At 65.7% G+C, this 23,199-nt stretch carries 25 protein-coding genes; 8 read left to right on the top strand and 17 right to left on the bottom strand.

All coding sequences use genetic code 11. The features are described from left to right. From BLS52_RS03390 to BLS52_RS03400, 3 genes are read right to left on the bottom strand one after another with little or no spacing between them, the layout of a single operon-like run. Entirely contained in the window at positions 1-768 is a 768-nt protein-coding gene (locus BLS52_RS03390) for an SCO1664 family protein (protein WP_090584537.1), read from the bottom strand. After that, a complete protein-coding gene (locus BLS52_RS03395; RefSeq protein ID WP_090584538.1) occupies positions 768-1,319 on the bottom strand; it encodes a DUF3090 domain-containing protein in 552 nt (183 codons plus the stop codon). The genes BLS52_RS03390 and BLS52_RS03395 overlap by 1 nt, the downstream gene beginning before the upstream one ends. Positions 1,320-1,338: 19 nt before the next feature. Beyond that, positions 1,339-2,049 carry a histidine phosphatase family protein gene (locus BLS52_RS03400; RefSeq protein ID WP_090584539.1) on the bottom strand — a complete coding sequence of 237 codons (711 nt, stop codon included), beginning with the start codon at positions 2,047-2,049 and terminating at the stop codon, positions 1,339-1,341. Between the two features lie 238 nt (positions 2,050-2,287). On the opposite strand from BLS52_RS03400, the gene BLS52_RS03405 reads away from it, so the two are divergent. After that, positions 2,288-3,637, top strand: coding sequence for an MFS transporter (locus BLS52_RS03405; protein WP_090584819.1), 1,350 nt, complete (start codon positions 2,288-2,290; stop codon positions 3,635-3,637). Positions 3,638-3,663: 26 nt separating this feature from the next. Here the strand turns inward: BLS52_RS03405 and BLS52_RS03410 are convergent, their stop codons facing one another. The 3 genes from BLS52_RS03410 to BLS52_RS03420 are packed head-to-tail and all read right to left on the bottom strand — an operon-like array spanning position 3,664 to position 5,034. After that, positions 3,664-4,551, bottom strand: coding sequence for an HNH endonuclease (locus BLS52_RS03410; RefSeq protein ID WP_090584540.1), 888 nt, complete (start codon positions 4,549-4,551; stop codon positions 3,664-3,666). 39 nt (positions 4,552-4,590) lie between these two features. Beyond that, positions 4,591-4,824 carry a hypothetical protein gene (locus BLS52_RS03415; RefSeq protein ID WP_090584541.1) on the bottom strand — a complete coding sequence of 78 codons (234 nt, stop codon included), beginning with the start codon at positions 4,822-4,824 and terminating at the stop codon, positions 4,591-4,593. 9 nt (positions 4,825-4,833) lie between these two features. Then, entirely contained in the window at positions 4,834-5,034 is a 201-nt protein-coding gene (locus tag BLS52_RS03420) for a hypothetical protein (RefSeq protein ID WP_026543724.1), read from the bottom strand. Positions 5,035-5,199: 165 nt separating this feature from the next. Here BLS52_RS03420 and BLS52_RS03425 point away from each other — a divergent pair, with 165 nt between their 5' ends. Both BLS52_RS03425 and BLS52_RS03430 read left to right on the top strand, forming a co-directional pair. Then, positions 5,200-6,654 carry a protein adenylyltransferase SelO gene (locus BLS52_RS03425; protein ID WP_090584821.1) on the top strand — a complete coding sequence of 485 codons (1,455 nt, stop codon included), beginning with the start codon at positions 5,200-5,202 and terminating at the stop codon, positions 6,652-6,654. A 105-nt stretch (positions 6,655-6,759) separates the two neighbouring features. Further along, a complete protein-coding gene (locus tag BLS52_RS03430; RefSeq protein ID WP_090584542.1) occupies positions 6,760-7,008 on the top strand; it encodes an SCO4226 family nickel-binding protein in 249 nt (82 codons plus the stop codon). A 15-nt stretch (positions 7,009-7,023) separates the two neighbouring features. Here BLS52_RS03430 and ypfJ read toward each other — a convergent pair whose 3' ends face one another. From ypfJ to BLS52_RS03445, 3 genes are all read right to left on the bottom strand, one after another. Continuing rightward, positions 7,024-7,929 (bottom strand): KPN_02809 family neutral zinc metallopeptidase, encoded by a 906-nt coding sequence (ypfJ, locus tag BLS52_RS03435; protein ID WP_026543721.1) that lies wholly within the window; start codon positions 7,927-7,929, stop codon positions 7,024-7,026. A gap of 63 nt (positions 7,930-7,992) precedes the next feature. Further along, entirely contained in the window at positions 7,993-8,352 is a 360-nt protein-coding gene (locus BLS52_RS03440) for an ArsR/SmtB family transcription factor (protein WP_245702679.1), read from the bottom strand. Then, positions 8,349-9,593 (bottom strand): MFS transporter, encoded by a 1,245-nt coding sequence (locus BLS52_RS03445; RefSeq protein WP_090584544.1) that lies wholly within the window; start codon positions 9,591-9,593, stop codon positions 8,349-8,351. Before BLS52_RS03445 ends, BLS52_RS03440 begins: the two co-directional genes overlap by 4 nt. Before the next feature lie 137 nt (positions 9,594-9,730). On the opposite strand from BLS52_RS03445, the gene BLS52_RS03450 reads away from it, so the two are divergent. From BLS52_RS03450 to BLS52_RS03460, 3 genes are all read left to right on the top strand, one after another. Then, a complete protein-coding gene (locus tag BLS52_RS03450) occupies positions 9,731-11,155 on the top strand; it encodes an NAD(P)-binding protein (RefSeq protein ID WP_090584545.1) in 1,425 nt (474 codons plus the stop codon). Positions 11,156-11,252: 97 nt separating this feature from the next. Beyond that, positions 11,253-12,032, top strand: a complete 780-nt coding sequence (locus BLS52_RS03455) for a thioesterase family protein (protein WP_090584823.1) — start codon at positions 11,253-11,255, stop codon at positions 12,030-12,032. 107 nt (positions 12,033-12,139) lie between these two features. Then, positions 12,140-13,168, top strand: a complete 1,029-nt coding sequence (locus BLS52_RS03460; protein WP_090584546.1) for an aldo/keto reductase — start codon at positions 12,140-12,142, stop codon at positions 13,166-13,168. Between the two features lie 11 nt (positions 13,169-13,179). Here BLS52_RS03460 and BLS52_RS03465 read toward each other — a convergent pair whose 3' ends face one another. Next, positions 13,180-13,563: a DUF2177 family protein gene (locus BLS52_RS03465; RefSeq protein WP_090584547.1), complete on the bottom strand. Its 384-nt coding sequence runs from the start codon at positions 13,561-13,563 to the stop codon at positions 13,180-13,182. On the opposite strand from BLS52_RS03465, the gene BLS52_RS03470 reads away from it, so the two are divergent. Then, on the top strand, positions 13,562-14,296 hold the full coding sequence (locus BLS52_RS03470; protein WP_090584548.1) for a lipoate--protein ligase family protein: 735 nt from the start codon (positions 13,562-13,564) through the stop codon (positions 14,294-14,296). The genes BLS52_RS03465 and BLS52_RS03470 overlap by 2 nt on opposite strands. A gap of 27 nt (positions 14,297-14,323) precedes the next feature. On the opposite strand, the gene BLS52_RS03475 is transcribed toward BLS52_RS03470, so the two are convergent. The 5 genes from BLS52_RS03475 to BLS52_RS03495 are packed head-to-tail and all read right to left on the bottom strand — an operon-like array spanning position 14,324 to position 19,215. Then, a complete protein-coding gene (locus BLS52_RS03475) occupies positions 14,324-14,902 on the bottom strand; it encodes an adenylate kinase (protein ID WP_090584549.1) in 579 nt (192 codons plus the stop codon). Positions 14,903-14,927: 25 nt separating this feature from the next. Beyond that, positions 14,928-16,079, bottom strand: coding sequence for a bifunctional 2-methylcitrate synthase/citrate synthase (locus BLS52_RS03480; protein WP_090584550.1), 1,152 nt, complete (start codon positions 16,077-16,079; stop codon positions 14,928-14,930). 35 nt (positions 16,080-16,114) lie between these two features. Further along, positions 16,115-17,020, bottom strand: coding sequence for a methylisocitrate lyase (gene prpB, locus BLS52_RS03485; protein ID WP_026543712.1), 906 nt, complete (start codon positions 17,018-17,020; stop codon positions 16,115-16,117). Between the two features lie 2 nt (positions 17,021-17,022). Further along, a complete protein-coding gene (locus BLS52_RS03490) occupies positions 17,023-18,543 on the bottom strand; it encodes an MmgE/PrpD family protein (RefSeq protein WP_090584551.1) in 1,521 nt (506 codons plus the stop codon). 30 nt (positions 18,544-18,573) lie between these two features. Continuing rightward, the gene (locus BLS52_RS03495; protein ID WP_026543710.1) at positions 18,574-19,215 is read right to left on the bottom strand and encodes a GntR family transcriptional regulator; all 642 of its coding nucleotides are present in this window, start codon (positions 19,213-19,215) and stop codon (positions 18,574-18,576) included. A 169-nt stretch (positions 19,216-19,384) separates the two neighbouring features. Here BLS52_RS03495 and BLS52_RS03500 point away from each other — a divergent pair, with 169 nt between their 5' ends. Then, positions 19,385-21,283, top strand: coding sequence for an AMP-binding protein (locus BLS52_RS03500; RefSeq protein WP_090584825.1), 1,899 nt, complete (start codon positions 19,385-19,387; stop codon positions 21,281-21,283). 85 nt (positions 21,284-21,368) lie between these two features. Here BLS52_RS03500 and BLS52_RS03505 read toward each other — a convergent pair whose 3' ends face one another. Together BLS52_RS03505 and BLS52_RS03510 are read right to left on the bottom strand one after the other, a co-directional pair. Beyond that, positions 21,369-21,998 carry an MBL fold metallo-hydrolase gene (locus BLS52_RS03505; protein ID WP_026543709.1) on the bottom strand — a complete coding sequence of 210 codons (630 nt, stop codon included), beginning with the start codon at positions 21,996-21,998 and terminating at the stop codon, positions 21,369-21,371. Beyond that, entirely contained in the window at positions 21,998-23,083 is a 1,086-nt protein-coding gene (locus tag BLS52_RS03510; protein WP_026543708.1) for an S-(hydroxymethyl)mycothiol dehydrogenase, read from the bottom strand. Before BLS52_RS03510 ends, BLS52_RS03505 begins: the two co-directional genes overlap by 1 nt. Positions 23,084-23,199: the final 116 nt, after the last annotated feature.

Genomic DNA, 23,199 nt, shown 5'->3' on the forward strand with positions numbered 1-23,199 from the left:
CTAGAACAAGGGCCAGGGTACGGCTGACATCTGACCGCCCGGAGCGGGAAACTGTCCGGCTGAGCGCAACCGTGCGCACCGCGCAGCGAGCGCAGTGATTTCATCCACCGTCAGCAGGTCCGCCAGCTCCGGACCCAGGTCACCCTGCAGCGCCTTGCTGACCCGGTCGACGCCGTCGAGCTCCTCAGCGGTCAGCGCATCTCCCAGCCACCCCCAGAGCACTGTGCGCAGCTTGGTTTCACCGTGGAAGGTGAGCCCATGGTCCACGCCATACCGGTGTCCGTCGGATCCGGCGAGGATATGGTCACCTTTGCGGTCGGCGTTATTGACGACGACGTCGAACACTGCCATGCGCCGCAGCGCCGGAGTGTCCTCGTGGACGAGGGAGACCATCCGCCCCTTCTCATCCTGGCCCTCAAGGACCCGCTTCCAGCCGGTTGCCGGCACGCGGCCCGCGGGGACGAGGTCCACCGGATGCTGGCCAGGGTCCGTTTCCTGCCAGAGCTGCACCATGCCTTCCCCGAACGGGCCCTCGCGTAGCCAGGTGCGCGGAACGATGTTCCAGCCAAGGGTCTCGGAGACCAGATAGGCGGCCAGCTCCCGATGCGCGAGGAACCCGTCCGGGAAGTCCCACAAGGCTTTCTCGCCGGCTATCGGCTTGTACACGACAGCCGTATCGCCGATGCTGCCCAGGAACGTCGCGTTAGACGCCGTCGTGATGCGGCCGGTGAGCGTCAGCTCGGCGGTCACCAGATCGGGCGCCGGCATCACGCCTCGGGGAGGGTGCAGGTATGTCCGTCGGCGTCGATGGGCTGGCCGCAGATCACGCAGAGCGGGCGTCCGGCGCCGACAATCTCGCGGGTGCGCTTGGCGAAAGCACGCGCCGTGCCCACCGGCATGCTGACCCTGAGCACCTCGGAGGGATCGGCGTCGTCGTCATCCAGGATGCCATCGTCCTCGGGGTCGACCTCCGTCAGGGGATAGGCCTCGATGACGATCTGCGCGGTCGTCGGGTCCCATCCCAGGCTCATGACGCCGGTGCGGAACTGTTCCTCGACCGTCTCCAGCTGGTCATTGTCGACCAGTTCGACCGGAGTGCCCGTGGGAACGCTGAAGGGATTGCCCTCGAGGGTAATCAGCTGGTCGAGGATCTCGTCGATTTTTTCGGCGAGCTGGGCCGACTGCTGCTTCTCCAACGCGATACTGACCAGCTGCTTTCCCGCACGCACCTGCAGGTAGAAGGTGCGTTGCCCCGGAACGCCGATGGTGCCGATGACGACGCGGTCAGGCCAGGCGAACTCGTGAACAGTTGTAGGCATGGGACCTATTTTAGGCTGATCAGGCTGAGGGCGCCGTGTGGCCTGCGCCACCGCCCACCGGCGCGTCCTCGGAGCTGACAGTGTTCGCCAGCCAGGACAGATCCCCGGCCTCGGTATTGGTTGCGTGGACGGTGGGCCGGTGGGTGCCGTAGCGCACGATGGACACCGACGCGGGACCCACAGCGATGCGCTGGAACAGATCGAGGTGCATACCGAGCGCGTCGGCGAGGATCGACTTGATGATGTCCCCGTGGCTCACCGCCACCCATACGGCCCCTGGCCCATGCTCAGCCTCGAAAGCCGCATCCCGGCGGCGAATCGCCGCCACCGACCGGGCGTGCATGGCGGCCATGGACTCACCGCCTGGAAAGACGACGGCGGACGGCTGGGCCTGAACGACCGGCCACAGCTCCTCGGTGGCGAGGTCAGTGAGCGTTCGGCCCTGCCATTGGCCGTAGTCACACTCGGTCAGACCGGAATCGAGATGGATATCGATCGGTGCCTGCTGGGTGCCGGCCTGGCGTTCGAGGATGAACTGGGCGGTTTCGCGGCAGCGGTCCAACGGGCTCGACACCAGCCCGACAACGGGTACGGCCGCAAGCCGGTCAGCAGTCAGAGCGGCCTGGTCACGGCCGATATCGTCCAGGCTGACGCCGTCAGCCCGGCCCGCCAGCAGACCGGAGGCATTCGCTGTGGTGCGGCCGTGCCGCACAAGAAGAACTGTCGCCATCCACCCAGCGTAACCACCGGCCCGACGCCGGCGGTCCGCTTCGGTGGGGAATGATCTGAGCGGCAACCATATCCGGGCCGGTGCGCGCTCAGTACACTGGACGAATGACCGAGCAGGAACCGGTTCCGTTCAAGGCTGCTGCGGATCCGGAGAGCGGATCCAGTCTTCCAATCGATGTGAGGGCGGGTCTGTGCCGGTCGCGGACCCGGCGGCGGATCAGCTGGTGGATCCTGACGCGATTGACACGTCGCTGCGCAGTCCGGGAGAGCGGTCCCGTACCTTCGCCGGGATCCTGGTGAACACCGCTCTCGCCAACATCACCACCAGCTACCTGTGGTTTGCGCTCACGTTCTGGGTGTACCTGGAGACCCGCAATGTGATCGCCACCGGCGTAATTGGCGGCGCCTACATGCTGTTGATCGCCCTTTCCAGCATCAGCTTCGGCACCTACGTGGACCGTTACCGGAAACTTTCCGTGATGCGCTTCGCCGCCGGCTTCACCCTGGTGATGTTTGTGCTGGCCGGGATCATGTTCCTGCTCACGCCCACAGCCTCCCTGCTGGACCTGCTGCAGCCATGGTTCTGGTTGTTCACGCTGATCATCCTGATCGGTGCGGTTGTCGAGAACATGCGCAACATAGCCCTCTCCACCACCGTTACGATTCTGATCGAGCCGGAGCGGCGGGCCAACGCCAACGGGCTCGTGGGCATGGTGCAGGGACTGATGTTCGTCATCACCTCCGTTCTCTCCGGCCTCTCGGTGGGACTGCTGGGTATGGGCTGGACCGTCGTCGTCGCTGTGGTACTTACGGCACTGGCATTTGCGCACCTGCTCACGCTGCGGATGCCCGAGGAAGTGCGTGCAGCGGCCACCGACGCGCATGGCGGGTTCGACCTGCGCGGATCCCTGGCCGCCGTAATGGCCATCTCCGGGCTGTTCGCGCTGATCCTCTTTTCCACGTTCAACAATTTCATCGGCGGCGTCTACATGGCGCTGATGGATCCCTACGGCCTGGAGATGTTCCCCGTGGAGCTGTGGGGGACCGTCTTCGCGTTCGGCGCCACCGGGTTCATTGTGGGCGGGGCGCTGATCGGCAAGTTCGGGCTCGGGTCCAACCCGCTGCGCACAATGCTTCTTGCGGTGGTCATCATGGGTGTGCTGGGTGCGGTGTTCACGCTGCGGGAATGGGCCTGGCTGTATGTCGCCGGCATCTGGTTGTACCTGGTTCTGGTGCCCTTCGTGGAAGCCGCCGAACAGACGATCATCCAGAAGGTGGTGCCGCTGCACCGGCAGGGCCGGGTGTTCGGATTCGCCATGGCGTTCGAGTCCGCTGCAGCGCCGATCACCGCGTTCCTGATCGCACCGATCGCCCAGTTCTGGATCATTCCGTACGCGCGGTCCGCTGAGGGTTCCGCGCAGCTGGCCCCGCTGCTGGGAGAGGGCGTGTCCCGGGGCATCGCACTGGTGTTCCTGGTTGCCGGAGTCATCATGATCGCGGCCGCACTGCTGGCCTTCCTGACCCCGGTCTACCGCCGGGTGTCGGCGTCGTATGTGCAGCCGGCGTCAGGAGAGCCGCAGATCAGTTAGTCCTCCACGCCGTCGTGTAATGGACATCATTCCGGGCGGGAGGAGGTGATCCGGCGTGCCGCCTCCTGGGCAGCCAATTGCGCGTCGGTGACAACGGCGCCCGGCAGATGACCGGCTGTGGAAACCATGCGGCGCAGCTCGGCGACCGTGTACGGATCGGACCGCCGGTGGGCCATGTAGTGGCAGTTCGGGCACAGCGGGACGAGATCAGTGCGGGGGTCCAGTTCATAGTTCCACGCCAGCCGGGACACCGGCACGGTGTGGTGAACGTGAACCAACCCGGCGCCCTCAGGGCCATACGTGGCCTCGAAATCGAACCCGCATGCCTGGCAGTTTGGGCCGTGGAGTGCGATCGCCTGCCGTCGGTCTTCCGCCCTGCGTTCATACCGGTTGACGTAGATGCGGGCAAGCGATTCATCCGGGCAGACGCCCGGCACTACCTCAAGTTCGCCGCGTTCCCCCCAGGTGCTGTCCCGCAGATGTCTTCCCCATGCATCCCTGACGGTGCTCTCTACCTCTGGCGGGATGCGGCTCCCGGAACCGGGCGCCGCCTCCCAGGGGACGGTAGGGATCAGGGCTGCCAGCGTCTCGGTGCGGAGCTGTTCGCCCTCGGGAAGGAGGAGGTCAAACTCGATGCTGACGTACGTGACCGGTCCGCCGCCGTCGTCGGAATCAGGGTGTTTCCCAGCGTACGGATCACTGACTGTGACGCCGTGGCCGATCAGTCCGCGCTGATTCGGTCTGTCTCCCTGCACAAGTAGCCAGGCCTCGGCACCCGCAGGAAGATCCCCGTCGCCTTCCAGGGGCCAGGGCCGAAGATGCCGTCCCGAGTCCCGGACCGCAGCGACGGCGGTCCGGTAGGCCCCGTCCCAGTTCCATTTCTCCGGATTCCATGCCAGGATCACCGCCGTCATTGGACCAGTGTCCCATTCACGCGATGCCGCGCCCTACCTTCACCGGACGGCAGGGGGCTCGCGCCGGACTCCCTTCCAGAAGTACAGGAGGGGGCCGGCGAGGTTGAGCCCGATGACCACGGCCCAGGCGCCCTTGGGCCCGTTCACCTGGCTTTGCGGGCGGGTAGCCAGATCGAGCCAGGCAGTCGTCGCCAGCGCCATCTGTGTGGAGCCGAGGGTGAGGACGAGAGTTTTCTCGCCGTCAGTGAGATCGCTCCACCGTTTTTTGGCCACGATAGTCAGCTATCCGGGAAACGGCATGAACGGGACGTCCGGCTTGCCGTCATTGTCCTTGTCGCCGTACGCCTTCATGGCCAGTTCGTCGGCCTTCTTCTCACTGCCGTGGATATGGACGTACCCCTCACGGAAGTCCTTTTGATGCGCAGAGGCAGCAGCGGCCTGCTTGCGCTCGAACTCGTTGCCTTTTCTTCGAAAGATGGACATATCCGGTTCCTTTCCAGGCTCGCGTCGATTCGGCTCCGGGCGGACGGCCCATCGCCGACATAGTTCAAAAATACGCCCGGCCGGCGGGGAAAGCGATAACGAAAGGGTCGCGTTGGAAACCTGCCCGTGGGGAACAACCATGCCGCATCCGGTGTTGTCAGTAGGGTGACTGTTTCAACGGCGCCGCCCGTCACCCTCGACAACCATTTCGCCCGCCACCTGCCCGAAATGGGCATGCCATGGCAAGCAGCCGAACCGGCAGAACCCCAGTTGCTCGTCCTCAACGGGCAGCTCGCACTGGACCTTGGCCTGGACCCGGACTTCCTTCGCAATCCCGACGGTGTGCGGCTGCTGACCGGCAACCTTCTGCCGGAGGGAGCCACCCCTGTTGCCCAGGCCTATGCCGGCCATCAGTTCGGCGGGTACAGCCCGCGCCTCGGCGACGGGCGGGCGCTGCTGCTCGGGGAGGTCACCGATGCGCGCGGGAGCCTCCGCGATATACACCTCAAGGGCTCGGGCCGTACGCCCTTCGCACGCGGCGGGGACGGGCTGGCTGCCATTGGTCCGATGCTCCGCGAGTACATCGTGAGCGAAGCCATGTACGCGCTCGGCATACCCACCACCCGCTCGCTCGCCGTCGTCGCGACCGGACGGCCGGTGCAGCGGGAGGAGCTCCTGCCCGGCGCCCTCCTGACCCGCGTTGCCTCCAGCCACCTGCGGGTCGGCACCTTCCAGTACGCGCGGGCAACCGGTGACCGGGAACTGCTGGAACGCGTGGCGGACTACGCAATCAACCGCCACTACCCGCACGCCGCAGAGGCACCGAACCGGCACCTCGCGCTGCTCGAGTCGGTGATCACCGCCCAGGCATCCCTCGTGGCCCAGTGGATGCTGGTGGGTTTTGTGCACGGCGTCATGAACACCGACAACATGACCATCTCCGGTGAGACTATCGACTACGGACCCTGCGCCTTCATCGACACGTTCAATCCGTCAGCGGTCTACAGCTCCATCGACAGCATGGGCCGCTACGCCTACGCGAACCAGCCCGCTGCCGCCCAGTGGAACCTGACACGGTTTGCCGAGACCCTCCTTCCGCTGCTCGCCGAGAACCAGGACGACGCCGTGAGGCTGGCTGAAGAAGCCCTCGGCGAGTTCGCTGCCCGGTACAGCCGGGCCTGGTCCGCGGGCATGCAGGCGAAACTCGGATTGACGAACGACGTCGACGCCTCCACGGTGGCCGGAAAATTGCTGACCCTGCTCGAGGAGAGCCAGGTCGACTACACCTCCTTCCTGCGACGTCTCAGTGCTGCCGCGCGCGGTGACGCGGGACCTGCCCGGGCTTTCTTCTCCGATGCGGCGCGGTTTGACGCGTGGCTGCAGGAGTGGCTGGCGCTGGACCCATCCGCTGAAGCCATGGACCGGGTCAACCCGGCCTACATTCCACGGAACCACCTGGTGGAGGAAGCGCTCGCCGCTGCCGGAACAGGCGATCTCGCCCCGCTTGGTGATCTCCTCTCCGCAGTGACAGCACCCTTCACCGAACGCGCCGGCCTTGAGCGTTACGCCGCGGGAGCACCCGAGGAATTCGGTTCCTACCGGACTTTCTGCGGAACCTGAGCAAAGGTCATTGTGCCGTTGAACCGTCAGCGGGACAATGTGCCTAGCACTTAGCTACCCAGGCTCCGGGACCCCTTCGGCCCCACTGTTCAGAGGATGATCGTCATGGCCGAATTCATGGATACTCACCGCAATATGAAGGGCATCACGGCGGAGCAACTCAAGGCTGCACACGATGCCGACCTCGCCATCCAGGCGGAGGAAGACGTCGTTTTCAAGCAGGCGTGGGCTGATCCGGACAGCGGGGTGGTGTATTGCCTCTCCGAAGCGCCGTCGGCGGACGCTGTCCGGCGTATCCATGAGCGCGCCGGGCACGCCCCGGATGACGTTCATCCGGTGCCGATCGTCGTCTGAACCGCTTTTCGGCCCTTACGGGTTGTCGAGGTCGTCTGCTGCGAAGGTGTCGCAGGCTTCGATGTCGCCGGTTTCCAGGCCACGCAGGAACCAGGCCTGACGCTGTTCACTGGAGCCGTGAGTCCAGGCCTCCGGATTCACCTGCCCGGTCGTCGACTCCTGGATCCGGTCATCTCCGACAGCCGAGGCGGCTGAGAGCGCATCCTGCAGATCAGCCCTGGTGAACTCGCGCAGGAAAGGAACCCCCGATTCCGGGTCGGCCACGGTTGTGGCGTGCGCCGCCCACATCCCCGCGTAACAGTCGGCCTGCAGCTCCACCCGGACCGCCCCCGACTCCGCGCCACGCGGATCCTGCTGGGAGGCGCCCAGCGCACCGGTCAGGTTCTGGATGTGGTGCCCGAATTCATGGGCAATCACGTATTCCTGCGCCAGCGGACCCGCTGAGGCGCCAAAGCGGGTCACCAGGTCATCGAAAAACGCTGTGTCATAGTACGTCTGCTCATCTGCCGGGCAGTAAAACGGTCCGACGGCGCTGCTCGCCGCACCGCAGCCCGTGTTCGTCTGGCCGGTGAACAGTACGACGCCGGGGGGTGTGTACTGGATCCCGTAGGGCTCGAGATACGGCTCCCAGAAGCTGTCGAGGCTTTCAGCGGTACCCAGAATGCGGCAGTCCAGCCGCGCGTTGGCGTCCTCGCCGGTCTGGCAGGCGTTGATGGCAGGATCGGCCCCCGCTTCGATGCCGGGGTCACTGCCGGTGCCGCCGTCGAGCCCCAACTGGTCCACCACGCCCGGACCGAAGAAGAGTGACAGGAGCAGGATGAGGCCGCCACCCAGCCCGCCGCCGATTGCGACGCCGCGCCCGCGGCCCCGCCGGTCACTTACCCTGGACGGATCAAACTGCGCGTTGTCGTTGAAGCTCATGGGAGAACTCTAAACTAGGAAGCTTGCTTTGTATTGACCGCCATGAGCGGAGATTCCCTGCGTTCAGTCGTGTGCCGGTTCCCCGGTCACCCGGTGATCAGCGTGGTTCAGGCCCTCCCGAACCAGCCGGGCGAGGTGGCCGTCAGCGATGCTGTAAATGACGTTCCGTCCGCTTTTCCGTGTTGTGACCAGACCCGAAAAGCGAAGCTTCGCCAGATGCTGGCTGACCGAGGTTCTGGTTGCTCCGGTGCGTTCGACCAGGGAACCGACGTCACCGGGTTCCCCGGAGAGGAGCCAGAGGATGTGGAGGCGGGTGGGATCGGAAAGCATCCGGAAAAGGGATGCACCGACGTCGAGCCGTGCTTCATCAGGATCGGCAGGGTGATTCAGGCTCGGACGCGAGCCGATCGGGTCCTCGCTCAACGGTGTCCTCCTGTCCTGCAGACGGCATCTTCCTGCCTGGGCGTCGGTGCCCCGACGGTCCAGAGGCGCCATGCCGCTACAGCGCCGAGTGCAGCGAGCGCAGCAAGGATCAGTGCAGCCGCAGGTTGACCGGCCGCCGCCCCAACCCAGCCCGCAATGGGATAAGTGATGATGAAGCAGGCGTGGGACAGTGAGAACTGCGCGGTGAACAGGTAGGACCGGGTGGAATCTGTTGCGGCACGCCGAAGCAGCCTTGCCGACGGCGTGTTGATCATCGATGTGCCCGCTCCCAGGACCGCCCACAACACCAGCATCAGCAGCCACGGCGGACGCACGGCCGCAACCACGCCCGCGGCGCCCACGCCGGCAGCAACCAGTGCGCTCCCACCCAGCATGAACGCGCGGTCCGTGAAGCGTTCCAGCAGTCCCGGCGTCGTAAGCGCCACGAGCATCGACCCGCCGCCGTAACAGGCGAGGGCCACTGCCACCTGCGCGTTGGTGCCGCCGTAGAGGTCCCGGACGTAGACAACGGTATTCACCAGCACGAGAGCCGTACCGCATGCGACCACCAGGTTCAGGGCAAGGAGGCCGCGAAGAGGCGGCAGCTGCAGGAAAATCCGCGACCCGAGGGTGGTGCGGTGGAGAAGGGACCCGGTTCCGGCGGCTGACGGGGAAGCGGGTAGTCGCGTGGCCAGCACCAGCAGGGCCGAGAGAAGAAAACCTGCAACCGTGCCGAGGAACAGGTTTGAATAACTCATGACCACCAACAGCGCCGCAGCGAGGATCGGGCTCACCAGCGACTCAAGGTCGTACGCCAGCCGGGAGAGCGACAGGGCCTTCGTGTAATCGCGTTCCTGCGGCAGAACGACGGGGATCACCGACTGGAAGGCCGGGGTGAAGGTTGCCGAGGCGGACTGCAGGACGAACACGAGCACGTAAACCTGCCACACCTGATCCACGAACGGCAGCATCAGTGCAACTGCCGCCCGGACGAGGTCCGCTGCCACCAGCACCGCCTTTGGAGGCAGATGTTCAACCAGCGCAGCCATGAGCGGTGCAACGAACACATAGGCGAGCATCTTGATGGTGAGTGCGGTGCCCAGGACGGCCCCGGCCCGGCCTGCGGCCAGGTCGAACGCGAGCAGACCCAGAGCCACCGTCAGGAGGCCGGTCCCCAGAAGCGCGATGACCTGCGCGGAGAAGAGGTTGCGGTAGGCGGGAAGACGGAGAACTGTCAGCACTTCCCTAATCTAGACCACGTGTGCGCAATCGTGCACCTATTGCCACTATATTGACAGACATCGATGTCTCGCCGGATACTTACATCGACAAAAATCAATGCAGTGCACCCGCTTGCTCGTTGAGCGAAAGGAACCCCATGTCGGAAAATCACGAACTGCCGGTGGCCATCCTCGGGGCGGGCCCGATCGGACTCGCAGCCGCTGCCCATGTACTCGCGCGCGGGCTCACTCCGGTGATCTTCGAGAAGGGAAGCACCGCCGGTGCCGCCATCCGGCAGTGGGGCCATATCCGACTGTTTTCACCCTGGCAGTACAACGTCGACGACGCCGCCCGGCGCCTTCTGGAGCCCACCGGCTGGCAGGAGCCCAGGCCTACCGCCCTGCCCTTCGGAGCCGAGCTGGTTGAGCGCTACCTTGACCCTCTGGCGGCAATTCCTTCCATCGCCTCCGTTCTCCGGTTCAACACGGAGGTTCTGGCGGTCACCCGGCAGGGCATGGACAAGACCCGAACCAGGGACCGGGAGCATCAGCCCTTCCTGATCCGGGTGCAGGGTCCGCACGGAACCGAGAACCTCCTGGCGCGTGCGGTGATCGATGCCTCGGGTACCTGGAGCCAGCCGAACCCGCTGGGGCAGGAAGGGTTGCCGGCTTCCGGTGAAGAGTCCGCGCGGGCCTTCCTCACGGAGCCTCTGCCGGACGTCACCGGGGCGGATCGTGCCCGGTTCAGCGGCAAGCGCGTCATGGTTGTCGGTGCCGGGCATTCTGCCGCCAACACCCTTCTGAGCCTTGGCCAGGTTGCCAAGGCCGAGCCGGGAACCCGACTTTTCTGGGCCGTCCGCGGTCCGGGATCCGCCCAGCGGCTCTACGGCGGAGGTGATCTTGACGGTCTGCCCGCCCGGGGTGCCCTGGGCAGGCGCCTCCGGTCACTGGTGGAAGACGGGGTTGTGGAGCTGCTGAGCTCCTTCTCCATCATCTCGCTGACGGCCGACGACGGCGCGCTCACCGTACACGCCTCAACTCCCGATGGCGAGCGCGAGGTCCCGGTGGACGTGCTCGTTCCGGCCACGGGATTCCGGCCGGACCTTTCGATCCTGCGCGAGCTGCGGCTGGAGCTGGATCCCGCCGTCGAGGCACCGCGGGCACTGGGCCCGCTGATCGACCCGGAGTTCCACTCCTGCGGAACGGTTCCTGCGCACGGTGCTGACGTGCTGGCCCATCCGGACCAGGACTTCTACCTTGTCGGCATGAAGAGCTATGGCCGCGCGCCGACCTTCCTGCTGGCCACCGGATATGAGCAGGTTCGCTCCGTCGTGGCCGCCATCGCAGGCGATACGGATGCGGCGTCCGCGGTCCACCTGGAACTGCCCGAAACGGGCGTATGCAGCACGGACTTCGGAGCCGGCTGCGATGCTCCGGCGGAGCCGGCCACGGAATCCGGAGCGTCGTCGTGCACTGGGGATGAGCAGGCAGCAGAAGCAGGCTGCTGCGCCCAGCCCCAACTTCTCAGCCTCGGCGTGCCGACCGGCCTTGCACACGGACGCTCCGGCGATCGGGACTACTGACCTCCAGCAGCACGAAGCCGCCTTCTTTCGGTATTGTCGCTCCCAGGGCCGTCCCCGTCCCGCCCGCTTGTTCCAGAGGAGCGTGTTCATCACCACCATGGCAGATTCCTACTACCGTCCGGCCGGCGTCGGGCAGTTCGAGGCGACCATCCACGCCCAGGGGGCCTGGAACGCACACGAGCAGCATATGGCGCCCGCGTCGGGGCTCCTTGCCCACTGCCTGGAGCAGTTCCAGCCCAGGGCGGAGCTGCAGATGGCGCGGATCTCCTACGAGATTCTCGGACTCATCCCGCTGGATACGGTCGAGGTGACAACCCGCATGGTGCGTCCGGGGCGCACCATCGAGCTGCTCGAAGCGGAGATGAACCACGGCGGCCGGACCGCAATCCGGGCCCGCGCGTGGCGGCTGGCCGCAAGTGACACGTCCTCGGTGGCCGCGCTCGAAGACGAGCCGATGCCCGGTCCCCAGGAAGGCGAGGAGCATGATGCGGTCGCCGAATGGCCGGGCGGCTACATCCAGTCTCTTGACGTCCGCAAGCTGGACGGCCACCGCGCCGGACGTGGCCGTGTATGGTTGCGTACGCCGCTTCCGCTGGTCGAGGGTGAACAGCCCTCGGACGCGGCACGGCTTATCGGACTCATTGACACCGCAAACGGGATAGCCACCCGCGTTCCTCCGGGGGCGGGCAGCTGGGCGTTTCCGAACGTGGACCTGCAGGTGCACCTCCATCGCCGTCCGGAGGGCGAGTGGCTCGGGCTCGACACCCGTGTCAGCTTCGGACGCGACGGAGTAGGCCTGACCTCCTCGGTCCTGCACGATCTGGACGGACCCTTCGGCCGAAGCGAACAGATCCTGACCCTGCGTAAGCTGCCCTAAGCCCACGCGTTGAATTGGCAGGACACGCCGCTTAAGCGCCACGATGAGGGGAGTGTCCTGCCAAACCGATTTGAACAACGACGAGAAACCAACCCAGGGAGCGTTTGATGGAATACAGGAACCTCGGCAGCAGCGGTACTTCGGTCTCGGCGTACGCGCTGGGCACCATGACCTTCGGCGCGGAAGCCGATGAGGCCACGTCGCACGCCATCCTCGATGACTACGCCGACGCCGGCGGAAACCTGATCGACACCGCTGACGTCTACACGGCCGGCACCTCCGAGGAAATCATCGGCCGGTGGCTGAAGAAAAGCCCGGCAGCTTCCGACATGGTCCTCGCGACCAAGGGCCGGTTCCCGATGGGCAAGGGGGCGAATGACCTCGGGCTGTCCCGCAGGCACCTGCGGCTGGCACTCGACGCATCGCTCAAACGCCTCAATGTGGATCACATCGACCTGTACCAGATGCACTCGTGGGATCCGCTCACCCCGTTGGAGGAAACCCTGGGCTTCCTGCACGAAGCGGTGAGCGCCGGCAAGATCAGCTACTACGGCTTCTCGAACTACACGGGCTGGCAGCTCACCAAGGCCGTCGGAATCGCCAGGGCGCGCGGCTGGGACCTCCCGGTGACCCTGCAGCCGCAGTACAGCCTGCTGGTGCGCGGAATCGAGGCGGAGATTGTCCCGGCCTCGCTTGACGCCGGTCTGGGACTGCTGCCCTGGTCGCCCCTCGGCGGAGGCTGGCTTACGGGCAAGTACAAGCGGGACACCGCACCGGCGGGAGCAACCCGCCTCGGTGAGAACCCGGACCGTGGCATGGAAGCGTGGAAGAAGCGCAACGCCCAAGAGCGCACCTGGGCGATCATCGACGTCGTGCTCGAGATCGCAGAAGCACGTCAGGTGAGCGCGTCCCAGGTGGCGCTGGCGTGGGTTGCCCAGCAGCCTGCCGTGACCTCGGTGATCCTGGGCGCGCGGACCACCGAACAGTTGGCCGATAACCTCGGCGCGGCAGGACTGCTGCTGAGCGAGGATGAGATCGCCCGGCTCTCCGACGTCAGCGCCCCCGAACTCGCGGACTACCCGTATGGGACCCCGGGTGTGGAGCAGCGGAGCCGCAACATCGACGGCGGCCGTTAGGCTCCTGGCGGTCAGGCGAAGACCAGCCAGGTCACCAGGGTGATCAGGCCGGTCAGTACCGTGCCCCACGCCAGGTCCACCACTACGACGACGGCCGGCCAGCTCTTGAGGGTCGCCGCATTGGTGAGGTCATAGGTTGCGTAGCCGAAGAATCCGAGGGCCGCGCCGTACCCCAGCGCGGATGGCCACGAACCGGCCTGCAGTGCGGGTTGAAGTGCGAAGAACACGATCCCGGCGATATAAATGAGGTAGAAGGCTGCGGCGTAGCGGAAGTCCGGTTTCGGCGCCATGAGCTCGGTGAGATGGCGGCGGTAGAACCCGCTCATCGACTTCAGCCAGACCGCATCGAACATCAGGAACGCTGCAGCGGCAACGACGAACTGCAGGAAGATCATGGGACAGGAGCCTAACGCAGTGGTTACTGACCCGTGGTCCCAACGGCGCCTGCAGGTGCTGCACGAGTCCTCGTCCGGCGCGGCGGCGGACATGGAGCGGGGGCTCACGCTGCTTCGCCAGGCTGCCCGCGGAGGTCTCGATCCCATCCTCCGCATCTACCGTCCGCAGCCCACAGTTGCCTTCGGGCAGCGCGACACCCGCCTGCCCGGATTCGAGGTGGCAGCCGCGGCAGCCCGTGAGCAGGGCTTCGAGCCGCTGATCCGCAAGGCCGGCGGTCGGGCAGCGGCCTACCATGAGGGCTGTCTGATCGTCGATCACATAGAACCCCATGACGACGCCGTCCTGGGCTCACGGGCGCGCTTCAGCATCCTGGGCGGACTGCTGGCGGATGCGCTGCGCCGCGTCGGCGTGGATGCGCGGATGGGGGAGATTCCCGGCGAGTACTGCCCGGGAGAATTCAGTGTGCACGGCGTGGGCAGCACGCACTCAGTGAAACTCGTCGGGACCGCGCAGCGGGTTGTCTCCGGCGGGTGGCTCTTCTCCTCGGTGGTAGTGGTGGAGCGCTCCGCGCCCATCCGGCGCGTCCTCGAGGCAACCTATGCCGCCCTTGAGCTGCCATGGGAACCGGCGACGGCGGGAGCCGCCGAGGATCTGGTGCCCGGTGTCACCGTGGATGCGGTGAGAAACGCCGTCGTCGCTGCCTATGAGGACGCGGTCGTTGCGCCCTCATAGGCAGCCGGGGGTCAGCTTCCGGCCGGTTCAGGCCGCCTGGGTCTCCCTGATGGACTGCATAGCGCGTTCGGTGACCTCGTCTACCGGGCCGATGCCGTCTACCAGCGTCCGGATGTCGCGTTCGGCGTAGCGGGCCACCACGACGCTGGTTTGTCCGGAGTAGAGATCCAGGCGGTGGCGGATGACCTCCTCGGTGTCGTCACTGCGACCGGATTCCCTTGCACGGCCCAGCAGGCGGGCCACGAGTTCCTCGTCATCGGCTGTGAGTTGCAGGACGACGTCCAGCGTGTGGCCGCCGTCGGCCAGAATCCCGTCCAGATAGTCAACCTGTTCGATGGTGCGCGGGTACCCGTCCAGGAGGAAGCCTTGCTCCACGTCGGTCTCGCTGAGCCTGTCCCGGACCATCCCGTTGGTCACGCTGTCCGGAACGAAATGCCCCGCGTCCAGGTACTTCCCGGCTTCGACACCCAGCGGCGTCCCACTCTTCACGTTGGCACGAAACATGTCACCGGTGGAGATTGCCACAATACCCAGGCGCTCCGAAATGCGTTCTGCCTGCGTGCCTTTGCCCGAACCCGGTGGTCCGATAATCAACATCCTGGTCATTCCATAGCCTTTCGTGGAAACCAACCTAGAGGGACCGCTGCTCCACACCGTTGTAGGCGCTCAAGGGGCGGATCAGGGAGTTCGCTGCGGCCTGCTCCATGATGTGAGCGGTCCACCCGGTAATGCGGCTGGCGACAAAGAGCGGGGTGAACATCTCGGTGTCGAAGCCCATGAGGTGGTACGTGGGCCCGGCAGGGTAGTCGAGATTCGGTTTAATGGCTTTCGCTTCCTCCATGGCCTGCTCCAGTCCGTTGTACAGACCCAGCAGTTCAGGCCGCCCGTAGTGGGCGATCATCTTGTCCAGGGCTGCCTTCATGGTGGGCACGCGGGAGTCGCCGTTCTTGTACACGCGGTGGCCGAAGCCCATGATCTTCTTCTTGTGGGCGAGGGCGTCCTCCATCCAGGCCTTGGCCCGTGCCGCTGCTTCCCCGCCGGATTCCCCGGACCGGATACCTATCTCCTCGAACGTGTGCATGACGGCTTCATTGGCACCGCCGTGCAGGGGACCCTTGAGAGCGCCGATGGCTGCCGTTACGGCGGAATGAAGATCGGACAGGGTTGAGGTCACCACACGCCCGGTGAAGGTGGAGGCGTTGAAGGAATGCTCGGCGTAAAGAATCATCGATACGTCAAACGCCTCGACAACCTCCGGTGCGGCCTCCTCACCGAAGGACATCCAAAGGAAGTTGGCCGAGTAGCCGAGTTCGGCGCGGGGCTCTACCGGTTCAATGGGGCGTCCCTCGCGCCGGCGGCGCTGATCGTAGGCCACGACGGCGGGCATCGCCGCGAACAGATCCAGCGCTTTGGCCATATTGGCCGCCGGGCTTGAGTCCCCCGCCAGGGGGTGGCAGGCGCCCATGACCGAGGCGGCCGTGCGGCAGACGTCCATGGGATGGGCGGTGATAGGGAGGGCGTCCACCACCTGTTTCACAACAGGTTCCAGGGCGCGGCCGGCCCGTTCCTGCTGGATGAATGCGGCGAGCTCTTCGGGGCTGGGGAGCTCTCCGTTCCAGAGCAGGTAGGCGACCTGCTCGAAGCTGCAGTTGGCGGCCAGATCCTGGACCGGATAGCCCCGGTACAACAGCGAGTTGGTCTCGGGGTTGACCTTGGAAACGGCGGTGGAGTCCACCACAACGCCGGCAAGGCCCTTGCGGATTTCAATGGTTGCTGAGGTCATAAGACTTCCTTGTCTGGGTGTTCCGTCCGGGCGGACTAGTTGGTTCCTGGGACCTGGAAATTGAAGACCCCCGTATCGAAGCGGTTGTAGGCCTCATAGTCCACCAGGTCATACAGACGTGCACGGGTGAGCATATTCCCCACCTCCGCCTCCTGGCTCCCGGTGGTAGTGATCGCGTCGAGTGTCCGTTCAGCGGCGCCCATGGCACTGCGGAGCAGCGTCACCGGATAAATGACCATGTTCACACCCACGCCGGCCAGCTCCTCTACAGTGAACAGCGCACTCTGACCGAACTCGGTCATGTTGGCCAGGATGGGGACGTCCACCGCGTCGCGGATGGCCTGGAATTCGGAGAGGTCTTTCATGGCCTCGGGAAAGATGGCGTCCGCCCCGGCCTCCACGAGGGCCCGGGCACGGTCCTGCGCCGCTTCCAGTCCTTCCGTGGCACGGATATCGGTGCGCGCCATGATCAGGAAATTGGGGTCCCGCCGTGCATCGGCCGCGGCCCGGATGCGCTTGGTCGCGGTCTCCAGATCCACCACGTTCTTGCCGTCCAGGTGCCCGCAGCGCTTGGGATTGAACTGGTCCTCGATGTGGCAGCCGGCCAGCCCGGCGTTCTCCAGTTCCTGGACGCTTCGCGCAACATTCATGGGCTCGCCGAAGCCCGTGTCCGCGTCAACGATGGCGGGCAGGTCCGTCATCCGCGCGATCTGCCCGGCACGGGTGGCCACTTCGGTCAGTGTGGTCAGGCCGATGTCCGGCAGTCCGAGGTCGTTTGCGAGCACCGCGCCTGAGATGTAGACCCCGGGAAAGCCTTTTTCCTCGATCAGCCGGGCCGAGAGCGGATTGAATGCTCCCGGGAACTGCTGGATGGTGCCGGAGGCCAGGAGTTCCCGGAACTGTTGCCGTTTCTGTTCGGGTGTCTTCGTCGAGTACAGCATGTCTAGAACAGTCCTTTCGGTGCTGCGGCGAAGTCGATGACTCCGGGGGCGGCAGTGATGTTGAGCTGGTCCAGCTCACCGGCGGCCAGCTGCGGGAGCCGGGCTGCGGCGTCGAGGAACCGCTCGATCTCGGCATCTTCGACGAGGCCGGCCGCGAGGGTGCGGAATTTGTCGATGTACTGCTCACGGGCGAACGGCCGGGCGCCGAGGGGGTGGGCGTCGGCGACGGCGATTTCGTCGGTGATGACGGTGCCGTCGGTGAGGGTGATTTCCACCGAGCCGCCGAAGGCTTTCTCACTGATGTCCAGGGAGTGATAGCGGCGGGTCCATTCCTGATCTTCCACGGTTGCGACCTTCTGCCACAGTTCCACGGTGTCGGGACGGGATGCACGTTCCGGTGCATAGGAATCAACGTGGTGCCAGGCGCCGTCCTGCAGTGCAACGGTGAAGATGTAGGGGATCGAGTGGTCCAGGGTTTCCCGGCTGGCGGTCGGGCTGTACTTCTGCGGATCGTTCGCGCCGGAACCGATGACGTAGTGGGTGTGGTGGCTGGTCCTGATCAACACCGACTTCACGTTGTCCGGCCTGGTGGCTTCGGGATGCTCCCGGTTCAGTTTCCGGGCGAGGTCGATCCAGGCCTGCGCCTGGTACTCCGCCGAGTGTTCCTTGGTGTAGGTATCCAGGATGGCCCGCTTGGCCTCGCCCGGTGTCGGCAGCGGAACCAGGTAGGAAGCGTCCGGCCCATCGAGCAGCCAGGCGATGAAGCCGTCTTCGCCCTCGTAGATCGGGACAGGGGAGGTCTGCCCGCGCATGGAGCGGTCCGCCGCCTCCACGGCCATCTTGCCGGCGAACGCGGGAGCGTGGGCCTTCCAGGTGGAGATTTCACCCTTGCGGGACTGCCGCGTGGCCGTGGTGGTGTGCAGGGCCTGGCCGACGGACTGGAAGATGGTTTCGACGTCGAGCCCGAGCAGGGTCCCGATGCCGGCGGCCGCGGAAGGGCCGAGGTGTGCCACGTGATCGATCTTGTGCTTGTGCAGGCAGATCGCCTTGACGAGGTTGACCTGGATCTCGTAGCCGGTGGCGATGCCCCGGATCAGGTCCGCACCGTTGGAGCCGACATGCTGCGCCACGGCGAGGATCGGCGGGATGTTGTCCCCCGGGTGGGAGTAGTCCGCCGCGAGGAACGTGTCATGGTAGTCCAGTTCCCGGACAGCGACGCCGTTGGCCCACGCCGCCCATTCCGGGGAGACGCGCTCACCGATACCGAAGACATTGGCCCCCTTGCCTCCGGTCGACGGCCCATGGGTGAGTGCCTGGGCACGGGCGGCCACGATGGGTGCGCGGTTCAGCGAGGCGATGGCTACCGAGGCGTTGTCGATGATCCTGTTGATCACCATTTCGGTGACGTCGTCGGTGACGGCTACCGGGTCCGCCGCCACCAGCGCTATCTTGTGGGCCAGCTGGTCCTCGCGCGGCAGGTTTTCCTCGCTCTTGTATACGCGGACGTGATGTTCCTTAACCATGGGGGCTCCTTGCTGATGCGATGTATGGGGCTAATGGGCTGTATGGGTGGCTTTGAGATGGGAAAGGCTTCGGTGCAGGTGCAGGGTGGTGGCGGCTTCCGCCAGGCGGGGGTTGCGGGCCGCTATCGCCTCGGCAATCGCCGCGTGCTCGCCGGCCGCTGCGGTGAGCCGCTCGGCGTCGTCCGCCGCCAGCCGGCGCACACGCACCAGGTGGATGCGCAGGCTCCGCATAGCCTGGGCGAGATAGGAGTTGGAGATCGCGGCGTCGATGGCTGTATCCAGCCTGCCGACGAGCCCGTAGTAGTCATGCCGGGCGGGATCGTGCGCGCCGATCAGCCCGGGTGCATCGAGCAGTTCCTTCTGGAGCTGTTCGAAGAGTGCGGCATCGCCCCGCCGGGCAGCCAGCGCCGCTGCCTTGCACTCCAGTGTTTCGCGGAGCTCGAACAGTTCGTCGATGTCGGCCAGCGAAATATCGGTGACGACGACGCCGCGGCCGCCCGCCGCCGTCGTCAGTCCTTCAGCGGTGAGCCGGCTCAGGGCCTCCCGGAGCGGCGTCCGTGAGACGCCGAGGCGCTCGGACTGCTCCACTTCGCCGAGGACGGCGCCCGGGAGCAGGCGCCACTCGATGATGTCCTCGCGGAGGGCCTCGTAGGCCTTTTCGCTGGCGCGCATCCCTGCCTCCCTCACTGATTTGCACTCAGTGTATACAGAAACCGCCAATTGGGGCCAGTAATCCGACTAAACCGCATGAAATAATCGTCCTGTGTATACAAAATCCTTGTGCCTTTCACCCCAGCCCGGCTAGCATGATCCGCATCACATCATCGACGGGATGGAATTCATGGTCATGAGCAATTACCGGGACAGCTACGCGCACAGCCTGGAAAAGCCGGCGGAATTCTGGCTGGATGCCGCCGCGAACGTTTCCTGGTCGACCCCGCCGCACCACGCCATCGACTCCAGCCGTGCACCGCTGTACGGATGGTTTCCCGACGGCGTCCTCAACACTTCCTATAACGCCCTGGACCGACATGTGGAGGCTGGCCGCGGGGACCAGGAGGCCCTGATCTATGACTCCGCCATGCTGGGCATCCAACGGCGTTACTCCTATTCGGAACTGACGGATCTCGTGGCCCGGTTCGCCGGTGTGCTGCGCAGCCACGGCGTAGGTACCGGCGACCGCGTGGTCATCTACATGCCGATGATCCCCGAAGCCGCGATCGCCATGCTGGCGACTGCCCGGCTGGGAGCTGTGCACTCCGTCGTCTTCGGTGGCTTCGCCCCCAGGGAGCTGGCAGCCCGCATCCGCGACGCCGCGCCCACGGCAGTGGTCACGGCCTCCGGCGGCGTCGAGCCCTCGCGCCGGATCGAGTACCTGCCCGCTGTCGGCGAAGCCCTCACCCTGGCCGGCGCCGAAGATGTGCCCGTCCTGGTCAAGGCCCGCGATGGCTTCGCCGCCACCGTGGCGGACCACGCGGGATGGCTGGACTGGGACGCCGAGATGAGCACCGCGGTGCCTGCCGCACCCGTCGACGTCAAGGCCACGGATCCCCTGTACATCCTCTACACCTCCGGCACCACCGGAACACCAAAAGGGGTGGTGCGGGACAACGGCGGCCATGCCGTCGCCCTCAGATGGACCATGGAGAATATTTACGACGTCGGTCCCGGTGACGTCATGTGGACAGCCTCCGACGTCGGCTGGGTGGTGGGACACTCATACATCGTCTATGGCCCGTTGCTGGCGGGCGCCACTACGGTGATGTACGAAGGAAAGCCGGTCGGCACGCCCGACGCCGGAGCGTTCTGGAGGGTCATCGAGGACCACCAGGTGAACGTGCTTTTCACCGCGCCCACTGCCCTGCGTGCCATTCGAAAGGCGGACCCGGAGGCCGATCTGCTGGAACGGCACAACACGTCCAGCCTGCGCACCCTGTTCGCGGCCGGCGAGCGCCTGGATACCGACACCTTCCACTGGGCGCGGCGGGTGCTGGGGGTGCCGGTAGTGGACCACTGGTGGCAGACCGAGACCGGCTGGGCCATCTGCGCCAACCCTCGCGGGCTCGATGACCTGCCGATCAGGGCCGGATCTCCGAGCGTGCCAATGCCCGGCTTCAGGCTCACCATTGTCGACGGCGAAGGTAAGGAGGTTGAGGCCGGGACGGAAGGCAACATTGTGCTGGGGCTGCCACTGCCGCCGGGCACCCTGCAGACCCTCTGGGGCAACGACGGGCGCTACGTGTCCTCCTACCTGCAGGCCTTCGAGGGCTACTACGCCACCGGGGACTCCGGTTACCGGGATGAGGAGGGATACCTCTACGTCATGGGCCGCACCGATGACATCATCAACGTGGCCGGGCACCGGTTGTCCACCGGCGCCATGGAACAGGTGATCGGCAAGCACCCGGCGGTGGCCGAGTGCGCTGTGGTCGGTCTCGCGGATTCCCTGAAGGGGCAGCGGCCCAGCGGCTACGTGGTCCTCAAGTCCGGCGTTGACCTGCCCGAGGAGATCCTGGAGAAGGAGCTGATCGCGCTGGTCCGCAGGGACATCGGCGCCGTAGCGGACTTCAAGCACGTCACCGTGGTGGAAGCCCTGCCCAAGACCCGCTCGGGGAAAATCCTGCGGAAGACCATGCGTGAGATCGCCGATGGCGACGAGTTCGTGATTCCGTCCACGATCGAGGACGCCGGCGTGCTCAACCAGTTGGTTGCGGCCCTGCGTCCCGCCGCGCGGGAATAGCCTGCGGCGGGCGCAGCGTATGGCGGCGTCGCCCGGGCGGTTTCCCGCCCGGGCGATGGTCGGCCTGCGTGATCGGCCGGACGCGTCAGTGACCCCGGGCGATCCATTCCTCGAGGTGCGGAGCCTCCTCCGCGATGCTCGTCGAGTCGCCGTGGCCGGTCCGCACCACAGTGTCGGCCGGGAGTGTCAGCAACCGGGTCCGGATGGACTCGATGATTGTCGGAAAGTCGCTGTAGGACCGGCCGGTTGCACCGGGTCCACCGCGGAACAGCGTGTCGCCGCTGAACAGTGTGCCGGCGTCGGGCAGGTAGAAACAGACGGAACCGGGGGAGTGGCCGGGGGTATGGATCGCCTGGAGCGTGACGCCGGCGACGCTGAAGGTGTCGCCGTCCGTGATGGAGGCACCCGGCGCCGTGTCCGGGTATACCGCGTCCCAGAGCATCCGGTCATCGGGATGCAGATGAATCGGAGCACGCACCGCATCGAAGAGGTCGCCGACAGCCCGGATGTGGTCATCGTGGCCATGGGTCAGGAGGATGGCGCGCACCTGGCGGCCGTTGATTTCCTCCACAATGGCGCCGGCGTCGTGAGGTGCGTCAATGACGATGCATTCGGAGTCATCCCCGATGATCCAGACATTGTTGTCCACCTCCCAGGTGCCGCCGTCCAGGGAGAAGGTTCCGGAAGTGACAAGGTGATCGATACGCGCGCCCATCAGAGCTCCACCACCGAACGCAGCACCACGCCGTCGTGCATTTTGGCGAAAGCGCTCTCGACCTCATCCAGCGCGATCCGCTCGGTCACGAAGGCGTCCAGGTCAAGGTTGCCCTGCCGGTAATGGCTGACGAGCATCGGGAAGTCGCGCGAGGGCAGGCAGTCGCCGTACCAGGAGGACTTCAGCGATCCGCCGCGGCCGAAGACATCCAGCAGCGGCAGCTCAAGCGTCATGTCCGGCGTCGGTACGCCCACCAGGACAACGGTGCCGGCGAGGTCGCGGGCATAGAAAGCCTGCTTGTAGGTTTCAGGGCGGCCGACGGCGTCAATGACCACGTTGGCTCCGTTGCCGTCGGTCAGTTTCCGGATTGCCTCGACAGGGTCGGTTTCCTTTGAGTTCACCACGTCGGTAGCGCCGAGCCCCTTGGCGAGTTCCAGCTTCCGGTCGTCGATGTCCACGGCAATGATCCGGGTGGCACCGGCAAGCTTGGAACCCGCGATTGCGGCAATGCCGACGCCGCCGCAGCCGATCACGGCCACCGAGTCGCCGCGGCGCACGTTTCCGGTGTTGATGGCCGCACCGATTCCCGCCATGACCCCGCAGCCCAGCAGCCCGACTGCCGCCGCGTCGGCTTCAGGATCAACCTTGGTGCACTGCCCGGAGGCCACGAGCGTTTTCTCGGCAAAAGCACCGATTCCCAGCGCAGGGGAGAGCTCGGTGCCATCCTCGAGCGTCATCTTCTGGGTGGCGTTGTGGGTGTTGAAGCAGTACTGCGGTTCGCCGCGAAGGCAGGCACGGCACTGTCCGCAGACGGCGCGCCAGTTGAGGATCACCCGGTCACCGGGCTGGACGTTGGTGACGTCCGGACCGACGGCGCTGACCACGCCGGTTGCCTCGTGGCCCAGCAGGAAGGGGTAGTCGTCGCTGATACCGCCCAGCTTGTAGTGCAGGTCGGTGTGGCAGACCCCGCAGGTGAGAATGTCGACCAGCGCCTCACCGGGCCCGGGATCGGGCACATTGATGGTGACTACGGTGGCCGGAGCGTCCTTTTCCATTACGACGACGCCCTTGACGCTGTGTGCCATGGGAAGACTGTCCTTTTCCTCGAGGGTGGGGGAACGTGTCCAGCCTATGACAATGAAAAGGCAGGACACGCCCGTTAACCAGATGGTTAAGCGGAGTGTCCTGCCTATTCAACGGC

This window comes from Arthrobacter subterraneus (assembly GCF_900099735.1).
GTDB lineage: Bacteria > Actinomycetota > Actinomycetes > Actinomycetales > Micrococcaceae > Arthrobacter_D > Arthrobacter_D subterraneus.

Excerpts from the sequence above, each read along its gene's own strand:
- BLS52_RS03390 (WP_090584537.1), bottom strand. The coding sequence starts at position 768 with ATGCCGGCGCCCGATCTGGTGACCGCCGAGCTGACGCTCACCGGCCGC.
- BLS52_RS03395 (WP_090584538.1), bottom strand. The coding sequence starts at position 1,319 with ATGCCTACAACTGTTCACGAGTTCGCCTGGCCTGACCGCGTCGTCATC.
- BLS52_RS03400 (WP_090584539.1), bottom strand. The coding sequence starts at position 2,049 with ATGGCGACAGTTCTTCTTGTGCGGCACGGCCGCACCACAGCGAATGCC.
- BLS52_RS03410 (WP_090584540.1), bottom strand. The coding sequence starts at position 4,551 with ATGACGGCGGTGATCCTGGCATGGAATCCGGAGAAATGGAACTGGGAC.
- BLS52_RS03420 (WP_026543724.1), bottom strand. The coding sequence starts at position 5,034 with ATGTCCATCTTTCGAAGAAAAGGCAACGAGTTCGAGCGCAAGCAGGCC.
- BLS52_RS03430 (WP_090584542.1), top strand. The coding sequence starts at position 6,760 with ATGGCCGAATTCATGGATACTCACCGCAATATGAAGGGCATCACGGCG.
- ypfJ (WP_026543721.1), bottom strand. The coding sequence starts at position 7,929 with ATGAGCTTCAACGACAACGCGCAGTTTGATCCGTCCAGGGTAAGTGAC.
- BLS52_RS03450 (WP_090584545.1), top strand. The coding sequence starts at position 9,731 with ATGTCGGAAAATCACGAACTGCCGGTGGCCATCCTCGGGGCGGGCCCG.
- BLS52_RS03455 (WP_090584823.1), top strand. The coding sequence starts at position 11,253 with ATGGCAGATTCCTACTACCGTCCGGCCGGCGTCGGGCAGTTCGAGGCG.
- BLS52_RS03460 (WP_090584546.1), top strand. The coding sequence starts at position 12,140 with ATGGAATACAGGAACCTCGGCAGCAGCGGTACTTCGGTCTCGGCGTAC.
- BLS52_RS03470 (WP_090584548.1), top strand. The coding sequence starts at position 13,562 with ATGGGACAGGAGCCTAACGCAGTGGTTACTGACCCGTGGTCCCAACGG.
- BLS52_RS03465 (WP_090584547.1), bottom strand. The coding sequence starts at position 13,563 with ATGATCTTCCTGCAGTTCGTCGTTGCCGCTGCAGCGTTCCTGATGTTC.
- BLS52_RS03475 (WP_090584549.1), bottom strand. The coding sequence starts at position 14,902 with ATGACCAGGATGTTGATTATCGGACCACCGGGTTCGGGCAAAGGCACG.
- BLS52_RS03480 (WP_090584550.1), bottom strand. The coding sequence starts at position 16,079 with ATGACCTCAGCAACCATTGAAATCCGCAAGGGCCTTGCCGGCGTTGTG.
- prpB (WP_026543712.1), bottom strand. The coding sequence starts at position 17,020 with ATGCTGTACTCGACGAAGACACCCGAACAGAAACGGCAACAGTTCCGG.
- BLS52_RS03490 (WP_090584551.1), bottom strand. The coding sequence starts at position 18,543 with ATGGTTAAGGAACATCACGTCCGCGTATACAAGAGCGAGGAAAACCTG.
- BLS52_RS03495 (WP_026543710.1), bottom strand. The coding sequence starts at position 19,215 with ATGCGCGCCAGCGAAAAGGCCTACGAGGCCCTCCGCGAGGACATCATC.
- BLS52_RS03500 (WP_090584825.1), top strand. The coding sequence starts at position 19,385 with ATGGTCATGAGCAATTACCGGGACAGCTACGCGCACAGCCTGGAAAAG.
- BLS52_RS03505 (WP_026543709.1), bottom strand. The coding sequence starts at position 21,998 with ATGGGCGCGCGTATCGATCACCTTGTCACTTCCGGAACCTTCTCCCTG.
- BLS52_RS03510 (WP_026543708.1), bottom strand. The coding sequence starts at position 23,083 with ATGGCACACAGCGTCAAGGGCGTCGTCGTAATGGAAAAGGACGCTCCG.